Genomic DNA, 19349 nt, shown 5'->3' with positions numbered 1-19349 from the left:
AGGGGGCGGGTGCCTCAACCCAGGTTGGCAGAGAGGGTTCGACGACCGAGCGGGCTGGCCATGGACGCTGTGGCTACGCATCACCGAGAAGGGCAAAGAGTTCGGCAGGTCGTACGAAGGTGAATACAGGCAGTGGGTACAGGAACTGAGCGATCAGGGCCGGGAGGCTGAAGCGCTGCCCGTGCGGCTGGAACCGGGCGGCCTAAGTCGCGAGGCCTGAAGCTCTGGGCGGACGGTCATTATGAGAGAGGTTGCGTCAAGCAACTTCTGAGCCGCAGACCACGACGACGTCCGCCGCAACACCACCGGGTCCGTTCTCAGTTCACTGGTTATGTGGTGTTCATGCTCAAGTGCACGATCCAGGTACTCGGATCGCGCTCATCAACGATCACGGTGCGGTAGACCGACATTCCCTCCGCGTTTTGGTAGCGATCCTGCGCCGTGAGTACTAACGGGGAGGTTGCCAGGCTGGGACCTGCAATGACCTCCTCGAATGGGGGGTATGCCTTTATGAGCGGCTTGTCGAAATGAGAGTCAGCGAGCAGCTTCGTCAAGCCGTCGGGGTCAATCCGGAGCGCGAGCTGATATCTGGTGTCCAGGGCGCTATCTACGCGTGCCTGCAACACCTCAGCACCCGGCGGCAACACCAGACCGCCGAACGCCGTCGCCTCCTTAATCAGCTCCGGGCTTGTCGACGTCTCAATCCGAGCATTTGTCGTCCGGCCAACTGGGTCCCCATTTTGCGAACATGCGACCGCCATGAGTAGCAGGAGAAGGGCAGTACCCAAGCGCAGTGAGTGCCTCACGCGGATCATCCTGCATCTCTTCCCGGGCCGTAGTCCCCAGGGCTGTATCTCCCAGGGTCGGTACGAGTGCCGTCGCGATTGTCTGGGGCGCTTGGCAGATCGAGCGGCGCATTCGACGGCAGCGCACCCTCGTAGTGGAAGACACTCCCGGAGCCCGAAATGTTGTACTCCTGTGCAAGTCCAGCGGTATGGAGCGCACCCATTCTCTTGTCGCTGATTGTCACGCCATCTGTTCCGGGGACGTCGAAGGTCGTGGTCTTGTTTCCGTCCCAGTTGTATCGGTCGAACACGTGCGTCTGGTAATCCACAGTCACGGTCGGCTCGCCGCCCGGGACCGCAGGAGGATGCACTGTAACGACGCCGCTTACCGACTGCTGGATACCGCCCATGGCATAGAACCAGTCTTTGCTGTCTTCTGGTCCGATGTATGGCCCGGTCCAGTCGGTTTGGAACTGAACAGGATTCCCATAATTGCCGGTCGTTGCTGCTTCGGCGGCAATCCGTTGTACCTCGCTGTTTACCAGGTCGTCCGTGGTTTGCTGGATCTGCGGGACGTCGCGCATGATCTCGTCAGGATTCACGGTGAGGTCGTCGCCCGAGTTTCCGAGATAGTGCCGCAAGTTCCTCGCTGCGTGTGTCCATCCCTGCGCTTCAGCGGCGTCAGCTGCATTCTCGGCGAGCTTCTCGAACAGAACATCGTCGCCGCGGCTGTACCACGGCTGTGATCCGTGAGGCGCTTGTCCACTGTCAGGAGGAGGAGCTGGCTTTGGTCCTGGAATCTTCGGCGATTCGTTCGTGTCGCCGGAGTGGGGTGATTGCTTGTAATCGACGGCCTGAATTGCTCCGTTGCCGTTAGGTGTGTCCCAGTTCTGGGGAATCATGCCGTCGAGGCTGATTGCTGCCGCGTGCAGTTCGCCGCCGATTTTGGCGTCTTCGGACGCTAACGTTCCTGCCCGCATTGCGATGTAGCTGTGGTGCTGTTCGGCTTTGGTCTTGCGCGCCTCGTACATGCCCAATTGTTGGCTGGTGTAGCGGCGGAGATCTGTGACGGTCAGGTCATCGCTGACCTTGAAATCGTCGGCTTCCGCTTGGGCGATCGCGTCGAGTGCCAACTCCCGAGCCTGGCTGAGGGTACCCGCCCCTTGATTGGCGACCTTTTGCATTGCACGCATGAGATCGGCCGCCTGCCAGACCACGCCACGGTCCGCGTAGCCGGTTTCGCGCGCCTGGTCCGCGGCAGGACCTTCCCAGTCGGTGCCGCCGGGCGCCGAAAGCTGTTGCACGTGGGCGTCGGCAGCGATCTCAAGCTTGTTGGCTGACGCCCCGTAAACTGCGGCAAACCGTGACAGGTCGTTGATGGCGTCGGTCCAGTCCTCGATCTTCGAGCGCGTCGGAAGGCCAACTCCCGGGCCCGAGGCGGCTCCAGGTGTGATTGTTGGTTTCCGCAACATCCCGGCCGGGTCGCTCGATTGCACGGCGCTCACACCGACCCCGCCGCAATACTGGCAGCCCCACCGTCATCGGTCGTCACGTAACTGCTTGCCGCCGTTAGGGCCGACTGGCCGTGCCCTGCGACCCGACCCGCGTACGCTGCGCTGAATGCTTCGACAGACGCGGCGAAGCGTGCAGCGCCCTCGCTTGAGGGCTTTGTGCCGGTAGGTGCCGCGCCGACGCCGTCGGTCAGTCGTCCGGCCTGTTCATTCAGCGCCGCGGACGCGGAACGTAGCCCGTCCGTGCTAACGGAGAGACGATCTGACAATTGCGTGTACTCCCGGTGGTATGACGGGACGTCCGGCACAGTGTATCGATGCAGGAGCGCTGATGTGCCTTTGAGCCGTCTCGATACCAATAACGAAAGCTGCGGGATTGTCGGTCGTCATCGAGATAATTGGTGACGGCTGGATCGCCCGCAAGACAGTTGTTCGGCTAAGCAATCGGGCCTTACCGTTGGAAGTCGGATCCGTATCTGAGTTGTGAGGAGGTGTCAGGATGACCAGGGATCTTGACCTCACGCTCGTCGGCTCCGTCGTGCCCAGCGGCGAGATTGCTGCCAAGGATCTCGTCGGCCTCGCCAGCGCGTTGCAGGAACTCACAACCCGGATCGCTCGCGACGTGGTGAGTACACCAGGACCGGGCCGGTCCAAGCAGTTCGTCGAGGAGTTCGTGCAGCTGCGCCTACAGGCGGTACACGCAGGCAGCACCGTTTTGCGGTTTGTCAAAGGCCCAGTCGGCAAACTGGACGTAGAGCTCCCGGAGGAAGCCATCGCTGACGAGCGCTTCTGGGAAGTTATCGAATCCATCGCCGACGATCATCGGCCCGACTGGGTGACCGATCTGATTGCAGAAAGCGCGGGGAAGCTCGTGAGCGCCATTCATGCGGCGGCGCCGGAAGTGGTTCTTGGTACTTCAACCCGAAAGCCCATTCACGTTCATACTCAGGCCACTCACGTCGAAACATGGGCGTCGGGCCTGCTCCTGGCTGGCAACCTAAAGACGGTGGCGGGCCGGCTGGAAAAAGTGGACCTTCGATCGCATGAGTTCCGGGTGCGCGACGACGTTGGCCATGCCGTGGAACTTCGGCACGTCGACAATGACGCCGTCGCCGCGCAACTCGTCGGTCAATGGGTGATCGCGGAGGGTCAGGCGGTGAATCATGCTTCCGGCCGACTCGTCGCGTTAGAAAGCGCGCGCGTCCTGCCGGCGGCTGACCCGGCCGCCGAATATCTGGGTCCCAGGGTTGTCGCGGTCGATGAGATCTTGGCCAGCGCACCCGGGCCCGATATCGGCGGTGGCATCGATCTCACGGACGAAGAGTTCGAAGCCTTCCTGAGGGCAGCTCGTTCGTGACGGAGATCGCCGCGTCGGTCGTCGATACGGATGTCTTCAGCGTCTTATTCATTCGACGCGCATCGGATGATCCACGAGTGCCTAGCTGGCGAGAACGGCTGACTGGCCGCCGCGTCGTGATCTCGTTTCAAACACGGGCAGAGGTGCTTGCGGGTGTGCGTACACGCGGCTGGGGTGAGCGGCGAACGGCGGAGGCACTGCAGATCCTCGATCGGACACCGACGATCTATCCCGACGTTGAAGTCGTTGACGCTTATGCAACCCTCGTGGCCGACTGTCGGAAGATTGGCCATGCGCTGCAGGACCCGATGCACACGGGCGATCGATGGATTGCGGCGTGTGCCATCGCAAAGAGCTTCGGCGTACTTGCAGGCGACGCAATCTATCAAGGCGTGCCGAATCTGTCCTTGGACAACTGACTGGAAGGGCAACTATGGCTGACTCCCGTCGCCTCGTCGAGAAGCTCTGGTCCTATTGCAATGTGCTGCGTGACGATGGGGTCGGCGTCATCGAGTACACCGAGCAGCTGACCTATCTGCTTTTCTTGAAAATGGCGCATGAGCGCGCGACCCGAAAACTTAACCCGCAGAAGATCGTTCCCGACGACTACTCGTGGCAGAAGCTCCTGGACGCCGACGGCACTGAGCTTGAGGTCACCTATACCAACATCCTCGTCGGGCTGGCACAGCAACCTGGGACGCTCGGGACGATTTTCCGTAAGGCGCAGAACCGGATTCAGGATCCAGCCAAGCTCAAGCGGTTGATCGTCGACCTGGTCGACAAAGAGAACTGGTCAGCCTCAGGTACCGACCTGAAGGGCGACGCCTACGAAGAGTTGCTGTCTAAAGGTGCATCGGACAAGGGCTCGGGGGCGGGCCAGTACTTCACGCCTCGCGATCTCATCCGCGCGATCGTCGACGTCCTTGACCCCACGCCATCCGACACCGTCGTCGATCCGGCATGCGGCACTGGTGGGTTTCTCCTCGTCGCGCACGAACACGCCGCCGCCGACGCCGCGAACCTGACGCCGACCCTGCGCGCACACCTGCGCGACACCTTCGTCACCGGCTACGAGCTTGTCGACGGCACCGCGCGACTGGCAGCGATGAACCTGCTGCTCCATGGCATTGGCACTGCCGACGGCGACTCGCTTATCGACGTTCGCGACGCGCTAATCGCCGACCCGGGCCGGCGGTGGTCGGTGGTGTTGTCTAACCCGCCGTTCGGTCGCAAGTCGTCGCTGACGATGGTGGGCGCCGACGGCCGAGAGGCCCGCGAGGACGTCGAGATCGAGCGTCAGGATTTCGTCGTAACCACGAGCAACAAGCAGCTGAACTTCCTGCAGCACATCATGACGATTCTGGATATCAACGGCCGCGCCGCTGTCGTGTTGCCGGACAATGTGCTGTTCGAAGGTGGGGCAGGCGAGACGTTGCGCCGAAAGCTGTTGTCTGACTTCGATCTGCATACCATCCTGCGGTTACCGACGGGGGTCTTCTACGCCCAAGGCGTGAAGGCGAACGTGTTGTTCTTCGACAAGAAGCCGGCTTCCGAGCAGCCGTGGACGACGAACCTGTGGGTCTACGACCTACGGACCAACCAGCACTTCACTCTGAAGCAGAATCCATTGCGCAGGCATCACCTCGACGAGTTCGTCGAAAGCTATCTCACCGGCAAACCGCGCGACGAACGCGTCGAATCAGAGCGCTGGAAGTCCTTCACTTACGACGAACTCATCGCCCGTGACAAGGTCAATCTCGACATCACGTGGTTGCGTGACGAATCCCTGGAGGACACCGACAACCTGCCCGCACCTGAGATCATCGCGCGGGAGATTGTCGAGGATCTCACGGCCGCACTGGCAGAGTTCGAGGCAGTGGCGTCGGCCCTAGAGGCGGCATCGCAGGATTCCGTCTCCAGCGACTAACTCCGACGCAACTCGGACCTCAAGGACAGGGCTAACGGAACATCTCGGCGTTGGCCGCCGCCCACTGGGCGACTGACATCGCCGGTGTTCCGGTCAGCTCCGCGACCAGCTGATTGGCGTGCTGCGGTTCAGCCTCGGCCATCAGGTCGAGATACCACCCCGTCTCGTCGCCCATGATGGGCCTCAGCGCGGCTTCGGCTTCCTCTCGGCTGCACTGCTCGAAGGTGACTTCCACGCCGATGCCGACGCCGATCTGCTCCGCAATCTGCTTACGGCTCAGCGCTTCCGGACCGGTGAGCTCATACATCTGTCCGTAATGCGACTCTTCGGGCTTGACCAACAGCGCCGTGGCCACCCGGGCGATATCGTCCATGGAGATCGGCGCCTCGACCATGTCGGGGTACGGCTCGCGGACCGTGCGCGTCGTCTTGATCTGCTCCGCCCAGATGGTGAAGTTCTCCAGGAACTCACCCGGCCCCAGCTGGGTATTGGTGATGCCCGAGGCGGCGATGGTGTCGGTGTGCTGTTGCCAGTGCGCGCCGCCGGAAAGCGCAACCACGTATTCGACGTCGGCGCGCTTGATCAGATCGAGGGCGACGTCCAGCGTCGGCGGAAAGGGGGCCAGATACATCCGGTCCACGCCGTCCAACGCGGCGGGCAGCGTCTCGGGCTTGCCGAGATAGCCGGTGATCGGAGTCACACCCTCGGGCAGCTTGGCCTTGGCCGGGTTGGTGGTCAACGCGCGAATGTCACTCACGCCCAAGTCGATCAAGTGATCCACAATGCGGCGTCCGATGTTTCCAGTGGCTCCAGTCACAAGAATGCTCATGGTTTGACGCTAACCGAACCCACCGACAGAATCGTGGGCGTGCAAGCGGTGCTGTGGGATATGGATGGCACGCTTGTCGACTCCGAAAAGCTCTGGGACATCTCGCTGGCGGCGCTGTACGCGCAACACGGCGCGCAGCTGCGGGAAGAAGTCCGGACCGCACTGGTGGGCAGTTCGGCGGAGAACACCATCCGCACCGTCTACACCGACCTGGGCCTCGACCACGATCCGGTCGCCATGGCCGAATCCGACCGCTGGCTGCACGATTACACCGCGGATCTTTTCGATGACGGCCTGCCGTGGTGTGAGGGTGCCCGCGAGATGCTGGAAGCCCTTGCGGCCGAAGGCGTTCCGATGGCATTGGTCACCAATACGCAGCGTGCGCTCACCGATCGCGCGCTGAACAGCATTGGCCGTCACCACTTCTCGGTGACCGTCTGTGGTGACGAGGTGCCGCGCGGCAAACCGGCGCCGGATCCGTACCTGCGCGCCGCAGACCTGCTCGGCCTGCCGCCACACGAGTGTCTGGCCGTCGAGGACTCGGTCACCGGCGCCGCCGCCGCCGAAGCGGCCGGATGCCCGGTGTTGGTGGTTCCCAACGACGTAGATGTTCCCGGCGGTCCACGGCGACGCCACATTTCTTCGCTGGCAGCGCTCACCGTTGCAGGCCTGCGCGCCGTGTATTCGGACCTGGCGGATCAGTTTGGAGAACGCACCGCCTGACCTCTGCGTTGGTGATTGAATGTGATCTCCATCACGCAACGCTGCGGAAGGGGCATCCAATGACGCACGGGCCGATCGGGGACGCTGCATCGGGGTTGGATTACGAGGAATCCGAACACAGCGGCCGGGTGATCCGCATCGCGTCGGTGGCGGCACTGGGCGGCTTGCTGTTTGGCTATGACAGCGCGGTGATCAACGGCGCGGTCGCCGCGCTGCAGGACGAGTTCCAGATCGACAATGCGACGCTGGGGTTCGCGGTGGCCTCGGCGTTGCTCGGGGCTGCGGCTGGCGCGGTGACCGCCGGCAGGCTGGCCGACAGGATCGGTCGGTTGTCGGTGATGAAGATCGCCGCGTTGCTGTTTCTGATCAGCGCGATCGGCACCGGTCTGGCCACCAACATCTGGATGGTGGTGATCTTCCGGATCGTCGGCGGCGTCGGGGTCGGGGTGGCCTCCGTCATCGCGCCCGCCTATATCGCGGAGACCTCACCGCCCCGCATTCGCGGGCGGCTGGGCTCGCTGCAGCAGTTGGCGATCGTCACCGGCATCTTCTTGTCCCTGGCCATCGACTATCTGTTGGCGCATCTGGCCGGCGGATCGCGTGAGGAACTGTGGCTGGGGCTGGCGGCCTGGCGCTGGATGTTCTTGATGATGGCGCTACCCGCCATCCTCTACGGCGCACTGGCCTACACGATTCCGGAGTCACCGCGTTATCTCGTTGCCAAATACCGCATTCCAGAAGCCAGGCGCGTGCTGAGTCTGCTGCTCGGTGAGAAGAACCTGGAGATCACCATCAACCGCATCCAGGATTCACTGAAGGCGGAGAAACCGCCGTCGTGGCAGGACCTGCGCAAGCCGAGCGGCGGGATCTACGGCATCGTCTGGGTCGGTCTGGGCTTGTCGATCTTCCAGCAGTTCGTCGGCATCAACGTGATCTTCTACTACTCCAACGTGCTGTGGGAGAAGGTCGGATTCGACGAGAGCCAGGCGTTCGTGATCACCGTGATCACCTCGGTCACCAACATCGTCACCACGCTGATCGCCATCGCGTTGATCGACAAGATTGGACGCAAACCGCTGCTGTTGATCGGCTCGACGGGCATGGCGGTCACACTGGCGACGATGGCGGTGATCTTCCAGACCGCAGAGGTCATCGACGGTGAGCCGGAACTCGGCCCCGTCGCCGGGCCGGTCGCACTGGTGGCGGCAAACCTGTTCGTGGTGGCGTTCGGTATGTCGTGGGGCCCGGTGGTGTGGGTGCTGCTCGGCGAGATGTTCCCCAACCGGATCCGCGCGGCCGCACTGGGACTGGCCGCTGCGGGCCAATGGGTGGCGAACTGGTTGATCACCGTCACGTTCCCCGAGCTGCGTAACGTCCTCGGGCTGGCGTACGGGTTCTACGCGCTGTGCGCGGTGCTGTCGTTCATCTTCGTGTGGCAGTGGGTGGAAGAGACCAAGGGCAAGCACCTCGAGGACATGCACGCCGAGGCCTGGCACCACGAAACCCACCCGGCCAAAACCTGACCGCGACGGCGACGAAACCGAAGTGACTTTGCTGTCGGTGGCGTGAAACAATCGCGTGCCGTGAAGACTTTCGACGCGCTGTTCGCCGAGCTCAGCGACAAGGCGCGGACCCGGCCGGCCGGAAGCGGCACCGTCGCGGCCCTCGACGGCGGCGTGCACGGCCTGGGCAAGAAGATCCTCGAAGAGGCCGGCGAAGTGTGGCTGGCCGCCGAACACGAGAGCGACGACGCGCTGGCCGACGAGATCAGCCAGCTCTTGTATTGGACCCAGGTGCTGATGATCTCCCGCGGCCTCACCCTCGACGACATCTACGAGAAACTATGAACGCCACGCTGCGGGTCGCCGTACCCAACAAAGGAACGCTGAGCGAACCGGCCGCCGAAATCCTCGCCGAGGCCGGCTACCGGCGACGCACGGATCCCAAGGACCTCACCGTCGTCGACCCGGTCAACAACGTTGAGTTCTTCTTCTTGCGCCCCAAGGACATTGCCATCTACGTGGGTTCTGGGCAGCTGGACTTCGGCATCACCGGGCGGGACCTGGCCGCCGAGTCGGACGCGCCGGTTCGCGAACGGCTGGCATTGGGATTCGGGTCGTCGACGTTCCGCTACGCCGCACCGGCCGGCCGCGACTGGACGGTTGGGGATCTCGCGGGTAAGCGCATCGCCACCGCGTTCCCCAATCTGGTGCGAAAAGACTTGGCCGCACGCGGGATTGAGGCCACCGTCATCCGGCTCGACGGCGCGGTGGAGATCTCGGTGCAACTCGGTGTCGCCGACGCCATCGCCGACGTGGTCGGCTCGGGTCGCACCCTCGGGCTGCACGACCTGGTCGCCTTCGGCGAACCGCTGTGCGACTCCGAAGCCGTGCTGATCGAGCGCGACGGGGCGAACGAGGCCAACGCCACGGCCCGCGAGCAGCTGGCAGCGCGGGTACAGGGTGTGGTGTTCGGCCAGCAGTACCTGATGCTGGACTACGACTGTCCGCGCACCGTGCTCGAAAAAGCCACCGCCGTCACACCCGGACTGGAATCACCGACCATCGCTCCGCTCGCCGATCCGGACTGGGTCGCGGTGCGCGCGTTGGTGCCACGTCGCGACGTCAACGCCATCATGGACGAGATCTCCGCCATCGGCGCCAAGGCGATCCTCGCGTCCGACATCCGCTTCTGCCGATTCTGAACAACCGGCTTGGCCGCGCTGTGCGTGTTAGCGTCCGGGTGACGTTGTCCCCGGTCGGGAGGTTCGCATGACGCATTTCCTAGTACTGCTGCTGGCTCTGCTGATCGGTGTGGTCGCCGGTCTGCGAGCGTTTACTGCTCCGGCAGCGGTGGCGTGGGCGGCGATGCTGCAGTGGATCAACCTCGACGGCACCTGGGTCGAGTGGCTGGCCCACCCGATCACTGTCACCGTTCTCACCGTCCTCGCGGTCGGCGAGCTGATTTCCGACCAGATGCCGCAGACTCCGAGCCGCAAGACCGCGCTACAGTTCGGGGCCCGCCTGGTCACCGGCGGCTTCGCGGGCGCAGCCCTCGGAACCGCGTGGGGCTACACCTTCGGCGGGCTCGGCGCCGGTTTGATCGGCGCGGTCATCGGTACCGTCGGCGGCGCCGCTGCTCGTGAACGGCTGGCCGCCAACGCCGGTCGTGACCTTCCGGTGGCGCTGACCGAGGACGTCATCGCCGCACTTGGCGGCTTCGCCGTCGCGGCCTTGACATCCATCGTCTAGATGGCCGACACGCCACTGAAGTTCGACGCCATCATCGTCGGCGCCGGTCAGGCGGGACCACCGCTGGCTGGTCGGCTGACGCAGGCCGGCCAGTCGGTGGCGGTCATCGAACGCAAACTGATCGGCGGCACGTGCGTCAACGACGGCTGCATCCCCACCAAGACGCTGGTGGCCAGCGCGCACGCCGCACACCTGGCCCGTCGTGGCAGCGAATACGGCGTCAGCACCGGCGATGTCAGCGTCGACATGGCGAAGGTCAAGGCGCGCAAGGACAAGGTGATGCTCGACGACCGGCACGGCGTCGAGTCCTGGCTTGACGGGATGGCGGGCTGCACGGTTATCCGCGGCCATGCGCGTTTCGAAAGCCCGCACACGATGCGGGTGGACGGGCAACTGCTGCAGGCCGACAAGATATTCCTCAACGTCGGCGGCAGGGCAGTGGTGCCCGATCTGCCCGGGCTGTCCGCCATCGAGTATTTGACCAACGTCTCGATTCTCGAATTAGACGCTGTGCCAGAGCATCTCGTCATCATCGGGGGCAGCTACATCGCGCTGGAGTTCGCCCAGATGTATCGCCGCTTCGGCGCCCGGGTCACGGTGGTGGAGAAGGGTCCGCGGCTGGCGTCGAGGGAAGACGAGGACGTCTCGGCTGCGATCAAGGAGATACTCGAAGCGGAGGGCGTCGATGTCGTCGTTGACGCGACGGCCATCCGTCTTTCCAAGCGCGACAACGGTTTCGAGGTGGTTCCACGCGACGGCGCGGCGCCCATCGCAGGTACGCACCTACTGGTCGCCGTCGGTCGCCGGCCCAACACCGACGATCTCGGTCTCGAGCACGCCGGTGTGGAGACGGACCGCCGCGGCTACATCGTGGTCGACGACCAATTGCGCACCAACGTCGAGCACATCTGGGCGATGGGCGACTGCAACGGCAAAGGCGCGTTCACCCATACCTCGTACAACGATTTCGAGATCGTCGCCGCCAACCTGCTCGACGACGACCCGCGACGGGTCAGCGATCGCGTCCCCACCTACGCGCTCTATATCGACCCGCCGCTCGGCCGGGCCGGTATGACGGTGGAGCAGGTGCGCGCATCGGGCCGAAAAGCGTTGGTGGGCAAGCGCCCGATGACCCGGGTGGGCCGTGCAGTGGAGAAGGGTGAGACGCAGGGCTTCATGAAGGTCGTCGTGGATGCCGAGACGGAGGAGATCCTCGGCGCCGCGATCCTCGGTGTCGGGGGAGACGAGGTGGTTCACGCCATCCTCGACATCATGACCGCCAAGAAGCCCTACACGGCCATCTCGCGCACCATGCACATCCACCCGACCGTCAGCGAGCTGGTGCCGACGATGCTGCAGGAATTGAAGCCGCTCGACCAAGATTGAGTTGGCGCGTCACCAGCGTGACCCGTCGACCGAGGTGGCGGCACGTTTCGACGTCGGCGGGGTGCACCTGCTCCGGACTGACATCGACGTCGGTCTGGGCGGTGGCGCCCAACCAGGAGCCGAGGCGGTTGAGGTCGTGCTCGCTCCCCGTCGTGCTGTTCCAGCCGGCGCCCAAACCCAGGTTCACCCAATGCATGTGGTGCTGGGCCGCGAAGATCGCCAGCGAGGTCAGTGTATTGAGCTTGTCCCCACTTTTGGCCCCGGAATTGGTGAACCCCGCCGCGACCTTGTCCCGCCACGAGCCGTTCTGGCAGCGTCGTCCGGTCTTCTCGGCGAAGGCCTGAAAACCCGCCGAAACGTTGCCCATGTAGGTAGCGCAGCCGAACACGATGCCGTCGGCTCCGTCGAGTACATCCCAGTCCTCATCGGTCATCCGGTCGACGGCGATCACCGTCACATCGGCGCCGGCGTCTCGGGCACCCGCCGCGACGGCGTCGGCCAATACCGCGGTGTGGCCGAAGCCCGAGTGGTAGGCGATTGCCACGGTGGGTGCGGCGATATGAGATCCATTGTGCGACACGTTATTTCTCCCAGGCGGTCGGTGGGGCACCGGCTATTTCTTCATAGCGCTTGGCCCAGTTGGGCATTGGTTTGTCGGCGAGGTATGCCTCGAGTCGGTCAAAGAACGCGCCGGTTCCCGGCAGGAAGCCCTGCGCGTCGCTGACCCCCAGGCCGCGATGGCTGAACCGCAGCAGCGTGCCCTCGCCGTCGCGTTCCAACTCGTAGCGGACCACGCTCGGCTCAGTGCCCGCGAGAACCCGCTGGCTCCACTCGTGTTCGAACACGCGCGGCGGATCCCAAACCCGGATACGCCCGGTCATCTTCTTCTGTTCGGGCGGCTGCGGTGGGCCGGTGGGCACCATTTCGATGACGCCGCCTTCGCGGGGGTCGATCGTGGTTTGGCCCATCCACTGGTTGCGGTGCGCCGGATCGGTGATGGCCGACCACACCTTTTCCACCGGATAGGGCAGCCGACGCTCGAAGGTGAGCACGGCACGCTCGCCCTCGATGGTGAGTTTGCCGTCACGGCCGGTCATTTCGTCTCCCCGTGGGTTGATTCCAGGTGGCGCTCGAGGGCATCGAGATGATTGGCCCAGTAGCGCCGGTAGCGGTTGATCCATTGGTCGATCGCAACGAGCCCGTCGGCGCGCAGCGCGTAGATGCGGCGTTGCGCGTCGGGGCGCACCTCGACGAGCCCGACTTCCCGCAGCACCCGTAGATGCCGCGACACCGTGGGCTGGGTGAGCTCCGGCAGGGTGGCGACCAGTTCGCCTGCCGTGCGCTCACCGTCGACGAGCGCGTCGAGCAGCGCGCGCCGGCTGGGCTCGGCTACCGCCTCGAAGACATCCATGACTCGAATATTACACAACATCTATATAGATGCAAGCGCATATAACGACCGCGTCGAGTGTGCAGCCACCGCGTCGAGCGTGAATCCACAGTGCGGATCCGCGAGAGATTCCGCAGCCCGCGCACGCTCGACACGGTCAGCGCACACTCGACACGCCGCCGGCGGCGTGGAGCAGGCGTAGCTGCCCGATCTCGGCGATGTTCTTGGTCAGTTCGACGTTCACCGACAGCGCAGTGTGGGCGACCGTGCGGCCAGCGCCCACGCGAGGTCGAACTGCCACACCAGGTCATCGATCACGGCCGGCGCATCACCAGCAGAGTCTGCGCGGAGGTCCCGATAAACCCTTGCCGGTCAAAGAGTTCCGCGGTGGTGACCCCGATGCCGTCCGGGCCGATCGACGCCCGCGCCCGCAACGCAAAGTCGTTGCCGACAGGTAATTCATGTAGGTGCACGACGGTGTCGGTGTTCATGAACATGAACCGTTGTGGATCGAGCGCGGCGCCGGCACCGTTGGCCGAATCGACCACCATCGCCAGCCGCTGCAACGGCGTCGTCGGATCGGAATCGACCAGCGGCACAAGGGGGCTGATCCACGCCACCGCGGGCTCACCTTCGGCGGTGCGCTGCCGGCGCCAGCTCAGCGTTTCGAGATAACCCTTGGCGCCTTGCCAGCTGTGCGGAACCGAGACCGCGTCTCCTTCGACAAGCGGCGGATACCGGTCGGTGGCGACGTCGCTGGTGTCACTTCGAGCCAGCAGCCACGCGGTGACCCGGGCGACCGCCCGCTGCGAGCCGTCGGGCGCGGCGGCCAGCATTTCACCGACCATCAGCGATATTCGGGATCCCGGTCGCGACACCCAGGTCCGAACCCGCACCGGCGCAACGGGTATGGCGCCGAGAATGTCGAGAGACAGGCGCCCGATGCGCAATGGGGAATCCGCGGCGAGCTCCTCGATGAGCTTGGTCATCAACGCCAGTGGCGGTGAGCCGTGCTGGATGTCGGCGTCCCAGTTGCTGCGGGTGCCATCGGTCGAGTCGAAGATCTGATACTCGCCGTCGGTGCCGAGCCGACGGTAGAAGCAGTCGATCACGCAGCGGACTCCGACGTATGCAGCACCGCGTCCGGGTCGCCTTCGTCGGGCACCTCCGGCCAGCCGGGATAGGGCGGCGGCGTTCCGCCGAACACCGGGCAGTGCGCATGGTGGGCGCACCAGTCGCAGTACCGCGACGGGCTGGGCCGGAAATCGCCTGTGGCCCCGGCTGTTTGGATGGCCCGCCAGATCGCGGTCAAGGTTCGCTCGAAGCGCAGCAGCTCGTCCAGATCGGGCGAGTAGTCCAGCACCTGACCGTCGGCCAGATACAGCAGCCGCAGCCGGGCCGGCAGCACGCCGCGTGAGCGCCACAGCGCGACGGCATAGAACTTCATCTGGAACATCGCCTTGGCCTCGGCCAGTGCGCGGGCCTCCGGTGGCGCCTTGCCGGTTTTGTAGTCGACGACCCGTAGCTCGCCGGTGGGGGCGACGTCGATGCGGTCGACGAAGCCGCGCAGCAGCGTGCCGTCGTCGAGTTCGACCTCGACGCGTTGCTCGCAACTTTGCGGGTCGAACCGGGTGGGGTCCTCCAGCCGGTAATAGCCCGACAACAGCGCCTTCGCCTCGTCGAGCAGCTCCGCCCGCTGCGCGGCGGGTATGTCCCCGGCGAGCGAAGGTTGGGCCGCCATCACCCGCTCCCAGGCCGGGTCGATGAGCGTCAACGCGGTATCCCGGCCCCGCTGGGCGGCGGGCAGCGCATACAGCTGCTCCAGCGCCGCGTGCACCACCGACCCGCGCAGCTGCGCGGTCGACGGTGGCTCGGGCAGCCGGTCGATCGCGCGGAACCGGTACAGCAGCGGGCACTGCTTGAAGTCGCTGGCGCGCGACGGAGACAGCGCCGGACGCCTGGGCGGGGCCGGTTCGTCGCTCATAGCAGTCATACTGCCTCGACCCTCCGACAACCCCGCGCACCCGTCGCGGCGCGTCTGCTGGCAGGCTGATCACGTGCCAAGGACCGGTCCGTTCGCTGTCGGTGATCGCGTGCAACTCACCGACGCCAAGGGCCGGCACTACACGATGGTGCTCACCCCCGGCGGGGAGTTCCACACGCATCGCGGGATCATCGCGCTGGACACCGTGATCGGGCTGCCGGAGGGCAGCGTGGTGAAATCCACCAGCGGCGACCAGTTTCTGGTGTTGCGGCCGCTGCTCGTCGACTACGTGATGTCGATGCCGCGCGGCGCGCAGGTGATCTATCCCAAGGACGCCGCGCAGATCGTGCATGAGGGCGACATCTTCCCCGGCGCACGGGTGTTGGAGGCCGGCGCCGGATCGGGGGCGTTGACGTGTTCGCTGCTGCGCGCCGTCGGCCCGATCGGGAAAGTCATCTCCTACGAGGTGCGCGAGGACCACGCCGAACATGCCGCCCGCAACGTCGACACGTTTTTCGGTGAGCGCCCGGACAATTGGGAGTTGGTGACCGCCGACGTCGCCGACTACAGCGGCCCGGAAGTGGACCGGGTGGTGCTCGACATGCTCGCGCCGTGGGATGTGCTCGACGCCGTCGCGGGCGCGTTGGTGGCCGGCGGCGTGCTGATGGTCTACGTCGCGACCGTGACCCAGTTGTCGCGGACGGTGGAGGCGCTGCGCGAACAGCAGTGCTGGACCGAGCCGCGGGCGTGGGAGAGCATGCAGCGGGGCTGGTATGTCGTCGGGCTCGCGGTGCGTCCGCAACACACGATGCGCGGGCACACGGCTTTTTTGATCAGCGCGCGCAAATTGGCGCCCGGCGCGGTCGCGCCGATGCAGTTGCGCCGCAAGCGCCAACTCGGCGGTTAATCGTCGGTGCTGCGCCGCAGGCCGCGCCGGGTGGAGAGCAACTCGAGTTCGGGCCGGGCGGCGACCAGTCGTTCGGCGGCGTCGAGCACCTCGACCACATGCGCTCGGTCAGCCGCGACCACCGCCAGGCCGACATTGGCACGCCGGTGCAACTCGTGGGCACCGGTTTCCGCCGCCGAGACGGCGAACCGGCGCTGCAGTTCGGCGATCACCGGCCGGATGGCCGAGCGCTTCTGCTTGAGCGAGCGGACATCACCGAGCAACAGGTCGAACTCCAGCCAGCCGATCCACATGCTCAACGCGGTGGCGTGGGCGGCGGAGCCTCGCCGAGCGCCAGCAGCAGATCGGCGGTCTCCCGCGTCAATTGACACCCGCTGTCGACGGGGCGGAACTCCATCGGATAGCTGAAGTCGCCGGTGTTCTCGCCGGCGGTCTGTACGACGATGGTGGCCACGACGTTGCCGTGGTCGGACTGCGACCACGCGAGGTCTCGCGCCTCGATGGTCAACGGGGTGTAGCCGCCGTCGACAAGCGCCTTGCCGAACCGGTCCAGGGCGGCGGCGTCGGCGGGTGTGCCGTGCTCGACGAGGTTGACCTTCTCGGCGCCCGGCACATTGACGTCGGTCAACCGGTACAGCACGTCGGTCAGCGCGTTGGGCGGCGGCAGCGGCACCGCCACGGGTGGCGGCGCCGCGACGGCCGACGTCGTCTCGGTGGTCGGCGACGCCGCCGGGGGAGTATCGCTATCGCACCCCGGCAGCCCGAACGCCGCCACCATGACGGTGACGGCGCTCAGGACAGCGGTACGGGTGCGATGCACCGACAAGAAATCAGCCGACGGCGGTCAGCAGAGCCATGGCCGACTGCTTGGACAGCTGCCAGCCGGTCGGGCTGGGCCCGGCGATGAATTGCAGGTTCTGCGTCGCGGTCTGACCGTTGGCGGCCGTCGCGGTCACGTCAGCCGTGGCGATGCCGCCGTTCTGGTCGACGTTCGTGACGGTGAAGCTCAGCGGGAACAACCCCTTGGCGGCGGCGTTGTTATACGCACGATCGGCGGTCAGCCCTTCGATGCGGCCGATGCCACCCTGGATGTAGGCCTCCTTGGCGCCCCTGAACGACCCGCCACCGGCGAGGACGTTGAGCGTCTGGACCAAGGGCCCCTCCAGCTCCGGGGCAGGCGCCTGCGGAAGCGGCGCGCCGAACACGACGGGCGCCACGGCCGGCGATGAAGTAAGCGAGGAGGATGCAATGGAGGTCACACCCGCCGCCACGCCGCCTACGAGGGCAGCGGCAGCCACCCCGGTCACGAGGCTTTTCAGAGTCACGGTTGTCCTTTCGATGGGCTCAACTCATCTCAGAGGTTAACAAGTGTTGCTGGTGTGTCGGATTCCTACACCGCACACAAAGGCTGAATCGCCGGTAGCGTTGAAGCTGTTACTGCACCAATATTCGGTGCGGGAGGGAGCGCAACATGAGTGAGTCAGAGCGTTCTGAAGCGTTCGGAACACCTCGCGAGCCAGCGATGTCCAGCGACGACGCCGCCGAGCTGGAGGAGCTGCGCCGCGAGGCCGCGATCCTGCGCGAGCAGTTGGAGAACGCGGTGGGCCCGCAGAGTGGACTGCGCAGCGCGCGTGACGTCCACCAGCTCGAGGCGCGGATCGACTCGCTCGCAGCCCGTAACGCCAAGCTGATGGAAACCCTCAAGGAGGCCCGTCAGCAGCTTCTGGCGCTGCGAGAGGAGGTTGACCGGCTGGGTCAGCCGCCCAGCGGGTACGGCGTGCTGCTCGGCACCCATGACGACGACACCGTCGACGTGTTCACCTCCGGACGCAAGATGCGCTTGACGTGCTCACCCAACATCGATGTGAGCGTGCTGAAGCAGGGACAGACCGTACGGCTGAACGAGGCGCTGACCGTCGTCGAGGCCGGCAACTTCGAAGCCGTGGGCGAGATCAGCACATTGCGCGAGATCCTCGCTGACGGTCACCGCGCGCTTGTCGTCGGACACGCCGACGAGGAACGCATCGTCTGGCTGGCCGAGCCGTTGGTGGCCACCGAGGATCTGCCCGACGATCCCGGTGCGCTTGACGACGACCGTCCGCGCAAGCTGCGCCCGGGCGATTCGCTGCTGGTCGACACCAAGGCCGGCTATGCGTTCGAGCGGATCCCCAAGGCCGAGGTCGAGGATCTGGTGCTCGAAGAGGTGCCCGACGTCAGCTACAACGACATCGGCGGCCTGAGCCGGCAGATCGAGCAGATCCGCGACGCCGTGGAGTTGCCGTTCCTGCACAAGGAGCTCTACCGGGAGTACTCACTGCGCCCGCCGAAGGGCGTGCTGCTGTACGGCCCTCCTGGCTGCGGTAAGACGTTGATCGCCAAGGCGGTAGCGAACTCGCTGGCCAAGAAGATGGCCGAGGTGCGCGGCGACGACGCCCGCGAGGCCAAGAGCTACTTCCTCAACATCAAGGGCCCGGAACTGCTGAACAAGTTCGTCGGCGAGACCGAACGCCACATCCGGCTGATCTTCCAGCGCGCCCGTGAGAAGGCGTCCGAGGGCACGCCGGTGATCGTGTTCTTCGACGAGATGGATTCGATCTTCCGCACCCGCGGTACCGGTGTGAGCTCCGATGTGGAGACGACGGTGGTGCCGCAGCTGCTGAGCGAGATCGACGGCGTCGAGGGGCTGGAGAACGTCATCGTGATCGGCGCCTCCAACCGCGAGGACATGATCGATCCGGCGATCCTGCGGCCCGGCCGCCTGGACGTCAAGATCAAGATCGAGCGGCCGGATGCCGAAGCGGCGCAAGACATCTTCAGCAAGTACCTCACCGAGGACCTGCCGGTGCACGACGACGATCTGGCCGAATTCGGTGGCGACAAGGCCGCCTGCCTCAAGGCGATGATCGAGAAGGTCGTGGACCGGATGTACGCCGAGATCGACGACAACCGGTTCCTGGAGGTCACCTACGCCAACGGCGACAAAGAAGTCATGTACTTCAAGGACTTCAACTCCGGCGCGATGATCCAGAACGTGGTGGACCGGGCCAAGAAGAACGCGATCAAGTCGGTGTTGGAGACGGGTCAACCCGGCCTGCGCATCCAGCACCTGCTCGACTCGATCGTCGACGAGTTCGCCGAGAACGAGGACCTGCCCAACACGACGAATCCCGATGACTGGGCCCGGATCTCGGGCAAGAAGGGCGAGCGGATCGTGTACATCCGCACGCTGGTCACCGGGAAGAGCTCGAGTGCGTCGCGGGCGATCGATACCGAGTCGAACCTGGGTCAGTACCTGTAGT

The 19349-nt window shown here is 65.1% G+C and carries 24 protein-coding genes; 12 read left to right on the top strand and 12 right to left on the bottom strand.

Going from position 1 to position 19349, the window contains the following annotated elements; genetic code table 11:
* Nucleotides 1-220 (top strand): hypothetical protein (locus CWS39_RS29790; protein ID WP_233213664.1); only part of this gene is annotated, 220 nt, incomplete at its 5' end.
* Nucleotides 221-329: 109 nt separating this feature from the next.
* Here the strand turns inward: CWS39_RS29790 and CWS39_RS24090 are convergent.
* Entirely contained in the window at nt 330-806 is a 477-nt protein-coding gene (locus CWS39_RS24090; protein WP_233213663.1) for a hypothetical protein, read from the bottom strand.
* Between the two features lie 5 nt (nt 807-811).
* On the bottom strand, nt 812-2290 hold the full coding sequence (locus CWS39_RS24085; RefSeq protein WP_102145414.1) for a hypothetical protein: 1479 nt from the start codon (nt 2288-2290) through the stop codon (nt 812-814).
* A 505-nt stretch (nt 2291-2795) separates the two neighbouring features.
* On the opposite strand from CWS39_RS24085, the gene CWS39_RS30370 reads away from it, so the two are divergent.
* From CWS39_RS30370 to CWS39_RS24070, 3 genes are read left to right on the top strand one after another with little or no spacing between them, the layout of a single operon-like run.
* Entirely contained in the window at nt 2796-3653 is an 858-nt protein-coding gene (locus CWS39_RS30370) for a hypothetical protein (RefSeq protein ID WP_102145413.1), read from the top strand.
* Nucleotides 3650-4072 carry a PIN domain-containing protein gene (locus CWS39_RS24075; RefSeq protein ID WP_102145412.1) on the top strand — a complete coding sequence of 141 codons (423 nt, stop codon included), beginning with the start codon at nt 3650-3652 and terminating at the stop codon, nt 4070-4072. Before CWS39_RS30370 ends, CWS39_RS24075 begins: the two co-directional genes overlap by 4 nt.
* 14 nt (nt 4073-4086) lie before the next feature.
* Nucleotides 4087-5580 carry a type I restriction-modification system subunit M gene (locus tag CWS39_RS24070; RefSeq protein ID WP_102145411.1) on the top strand — a complete coding sequence of 498 codons (1494 nt, stop codon included), beginning with the start codon at nt 4087-4089 and terminating at the stop codon, nt 5578-5580.
* A gap of 31 nt (nt 5581-5611) precedes the next feature.
* On the opposite strand, the gene CWS39_RS24065 is transcribed toward CWS39_RS24070, so the two are convergent.
* Nucleotides 5612-6409, bottom strand: coding sequence for an SDR family oxidoreductase (locus CWS39_RS24065; protein ID WP_102145410.1), 798 nt, complete (start codon nt 6407-6409; stop codon nt 5612-5614).
* A 39-nt stretch (nt 6410-6448) separates the two neighbouring features.
* On the opposite strand from CWS39_RS24065, the gene CWS39_RS24060 reads away from it, so the two are divergent.
* From CWS39_RS24060 to CWS39_RS24035, 6 genes are all read left to right on the top strand, one after another.
* Nucleotides 6449-7132, top strand: a complete 684-nt coding sequence (locus tag CWS39_RS24060) for an HAD family hydrolase (RefSeq protein WP_102145421.1) — start codon at nt 6449-6451, stop codon at nt 7130-7132.
* 59 nt (nt 7133-7191) lie between these two features.
* On the top strand, nt 7192-8655 hold the full coding sequence (locus tag CWS39_RS24055) for a sugar porter family MFS transporter (RefSeq protein ID WP_102145409.1): 1464 nt from the start codon (nt 7192-7194) through the stop codon (nt 8653-8655).
* A 42-nt stretch (nt 8656-8697) separates the two neighbouring features.
* A complete protein-coding gene (locus tag CWS39_RS24050; RefSeq protein WP_102145408.1) occupies nt 8698-8979 on the top strand; it encodes a phosphoribosyl-ATP diphosphatase in 282 nt (93 codons plus the stop codon).
* Nucleotides 8976-9836, top strand: a complete 861-nt coding sequence (hisG, locus tag CWS39_RS24045; RefSeq protein WP_102145407.1) for an ATP phosphoribosyltransferase — start codon at nt 8976-8978, stop codon at nt 9834-9836. Before CWS39_RS24050 ends, hisG begins: the two co-directional genes overlap by 4 nt.
* Nucleotides 9837-9903: 67 nt before the next feature.
* A complete protein-coding gene (locus tag CWS39_RS24040; protein ID WP_102145406.1) occupies nt 9904-10383 on the top strand; it encodes a DUF4126 family protein in 480 nt (159 codons plus the stop codon).
* Nucleotides 10384-11769 carry an FAD-containing oxidoreductase gene (locus CWS39_RS24035; RefSeq protein ID WP_102145405.1) on the top strand — a complete coding sequence of 462 codons (1386 nt, stop codon included), beginning with the start codon at nt 10384-10386 and terminating at the stop codon, nt 11767-11769.
* Here the strand turns inward: CWS39_RS24035 and CWS39_RS24030 are convergent.
* The 6 genes from CWS39_RS24030 to CWS39_RS24005 form a co-directional block, all read right to left on the bottom strand.
* Nucleotides 11714-12349 (bottom strand): flavodoxin family protein, encoded by a 636-nt coding sequence (locus CWS39_RS24030; RefSeq protein WP_102145404.1) that lies wholly within the window; start codon nt 12347-12349, stop codon nt 11714-11716. The genes CWS39_RS24035 and CWS39_RS24030 overlap by 56 nt on opposite strands.
* A gap of 1 nt (nt 12350) precedes the next feature.
* Nucleotides 12351-12866 (bottom strand): SRPBCC family protein, encoded by a 516-nt coding sequence (locus CWS39_RS24025; protein WP_102145403.1) that lies wholly within the window; start codon nt 12864-12866, stop codon nt 12351-12353.
* Nucleotides 12863-13180: an ArsR/SmtB family transcription factor gene (locus CWS39_RS24020; RefSeq protein ID WP_102145402.1), complete on the bottom strand. Its 318-nt coding sequence runs from the start codon at nt 13178-13180 to the stop codon at nt 12863-12865. Before CWS39_RS24020 ends, CWS39_RS24025 begins: the two co-directional genes overlap by 4 nt.
* A gap of 136 nt (nt 13181-13316) precedes the next feature.
* Nucleotides 13317-13460 carry a hypothetical protein gene (locus CWS39_RS24015; RefSeq protein ID WP_199178281.1) on the bottom strand — a complete coding sequence of 48 codons (144 nt, stop codon included), beginning with the start codon at nt 13458-13460 and terminating at the stop codon, nt 13317-13319.
* Between the two features lie 13 nt (nt 13461-13473).
* Complete coding sequence (locus CWS39_RS24010; protein WP_102145401.1) at nt 13474-14271, bottom strand: thioesterase family protein; 798 nt, start codon at nt 14269-14271, stop codon at nt 13474-13476.
* Nucleotides 14268-15143, bottom strand: coding sequence for a RecB family exonuclease (locus CWS39_RS24005; RefSeq protein WP_102145400.1), 876 nt, complete (start codon nt 15141-15143; stop codon nt 14268-14270). Before CWS39_RS24005 ends, CWS39_RS24010 begins: the two co-directional genes overlap by 4 nt.
* Nucleotides 15144-15216: 73 nt before the next feature.
* Here CWS39_RS24005 and CWS39_RS24000 point away from each other — a divergent pair, with 73 nt between their 5' ends.
* Nucleotides 15217-16050, top strand: a complete 834-nt coding sequence (locus tag CWS39_RS24000; RefSeq protein WP_102145420.1) for a tRNA (adenine-N1)-methyltransferase — start codon at nt 15217-15219, stop codon at nt 16048-16050.
* Here the strand turns inward: CWS39_RS24000 and CWS39_RS23995 are convergent.
* From CWS39_RS23995 to CWS39_RS23985, 3 genes are read right to left on the bottom strand one after another with little or no spacing between them, the layout of a single operon-like run.
* Complete coding sequence (locus CWS39_RS23995) at nt 16047-16343, bottom strand: DUF503 domain-containing protein (protein ID WP_102145399.1); 297 nt, start codon at nt 16341-16343, stop codon at nt 16047-16049. The two genes, CWS39_RS24000 and CWS39_RS23995, sit on opposite strands and share 4 nt — an antisense overlap.
* 2 nt (nt 16344-16345) lie before the next feature.
* Nucleotides 16346-16870 carry a lipoprotein LppK gene (lppK, locus tag CWS39_RS23990; protein ID WP_233213665.1) on the bottom strand — a complete coding sequence of 175 codons (525 nt, stop codon included), beginning with the start codon at nt 16868-16870 and terminating at the stop codon, nt 16346-16348.
* A gap of 10 nt (nt 16871-16880) precedes the next feature.
* Entirely contained in the window at nt 16881-17375 is a 495-nt protein-coding gene (locus CWS39_RS23985; protein ID WP_102145398.1) for an MTB12 family secreted protein, read from the bottom strand.
* A gap of 146 nt (nt 17376-17521) precedes the next feature.
* Between CWS39_RS23985 and arc the strand changes: the two genes are divergently transcribed.
* On the top strand, nt 17522-19348 hold the full coding sequence (arc, locus tag CWS39_RS23980; RefSeq protein ID WP_102145397.1) for a proteasome ATPase: 1827 nt from the start codon (nt 17522-17524) through the stop codon (nt 19346-19348).
* Nucleotide 19349 lies beyond the last annotated feature (1 nt).

The sequence above is a fragment of the Mycobacterium hubeiense genome, from assembly GCF_002838065.1.
In the GTDB taxonomy this organism is placed as follows: Bacteria; Actinomycetota; Actinomycetes; order Mycobacteriales; family Mycobacteriaceae; genus Mycobacterium; species Mycobacterium hubeiense.
The sequence above is the reverse complement of the archived record's forward strand: the minus strand, read 5'-3'. Positions and strand labels throughout refer to the sequence as shown.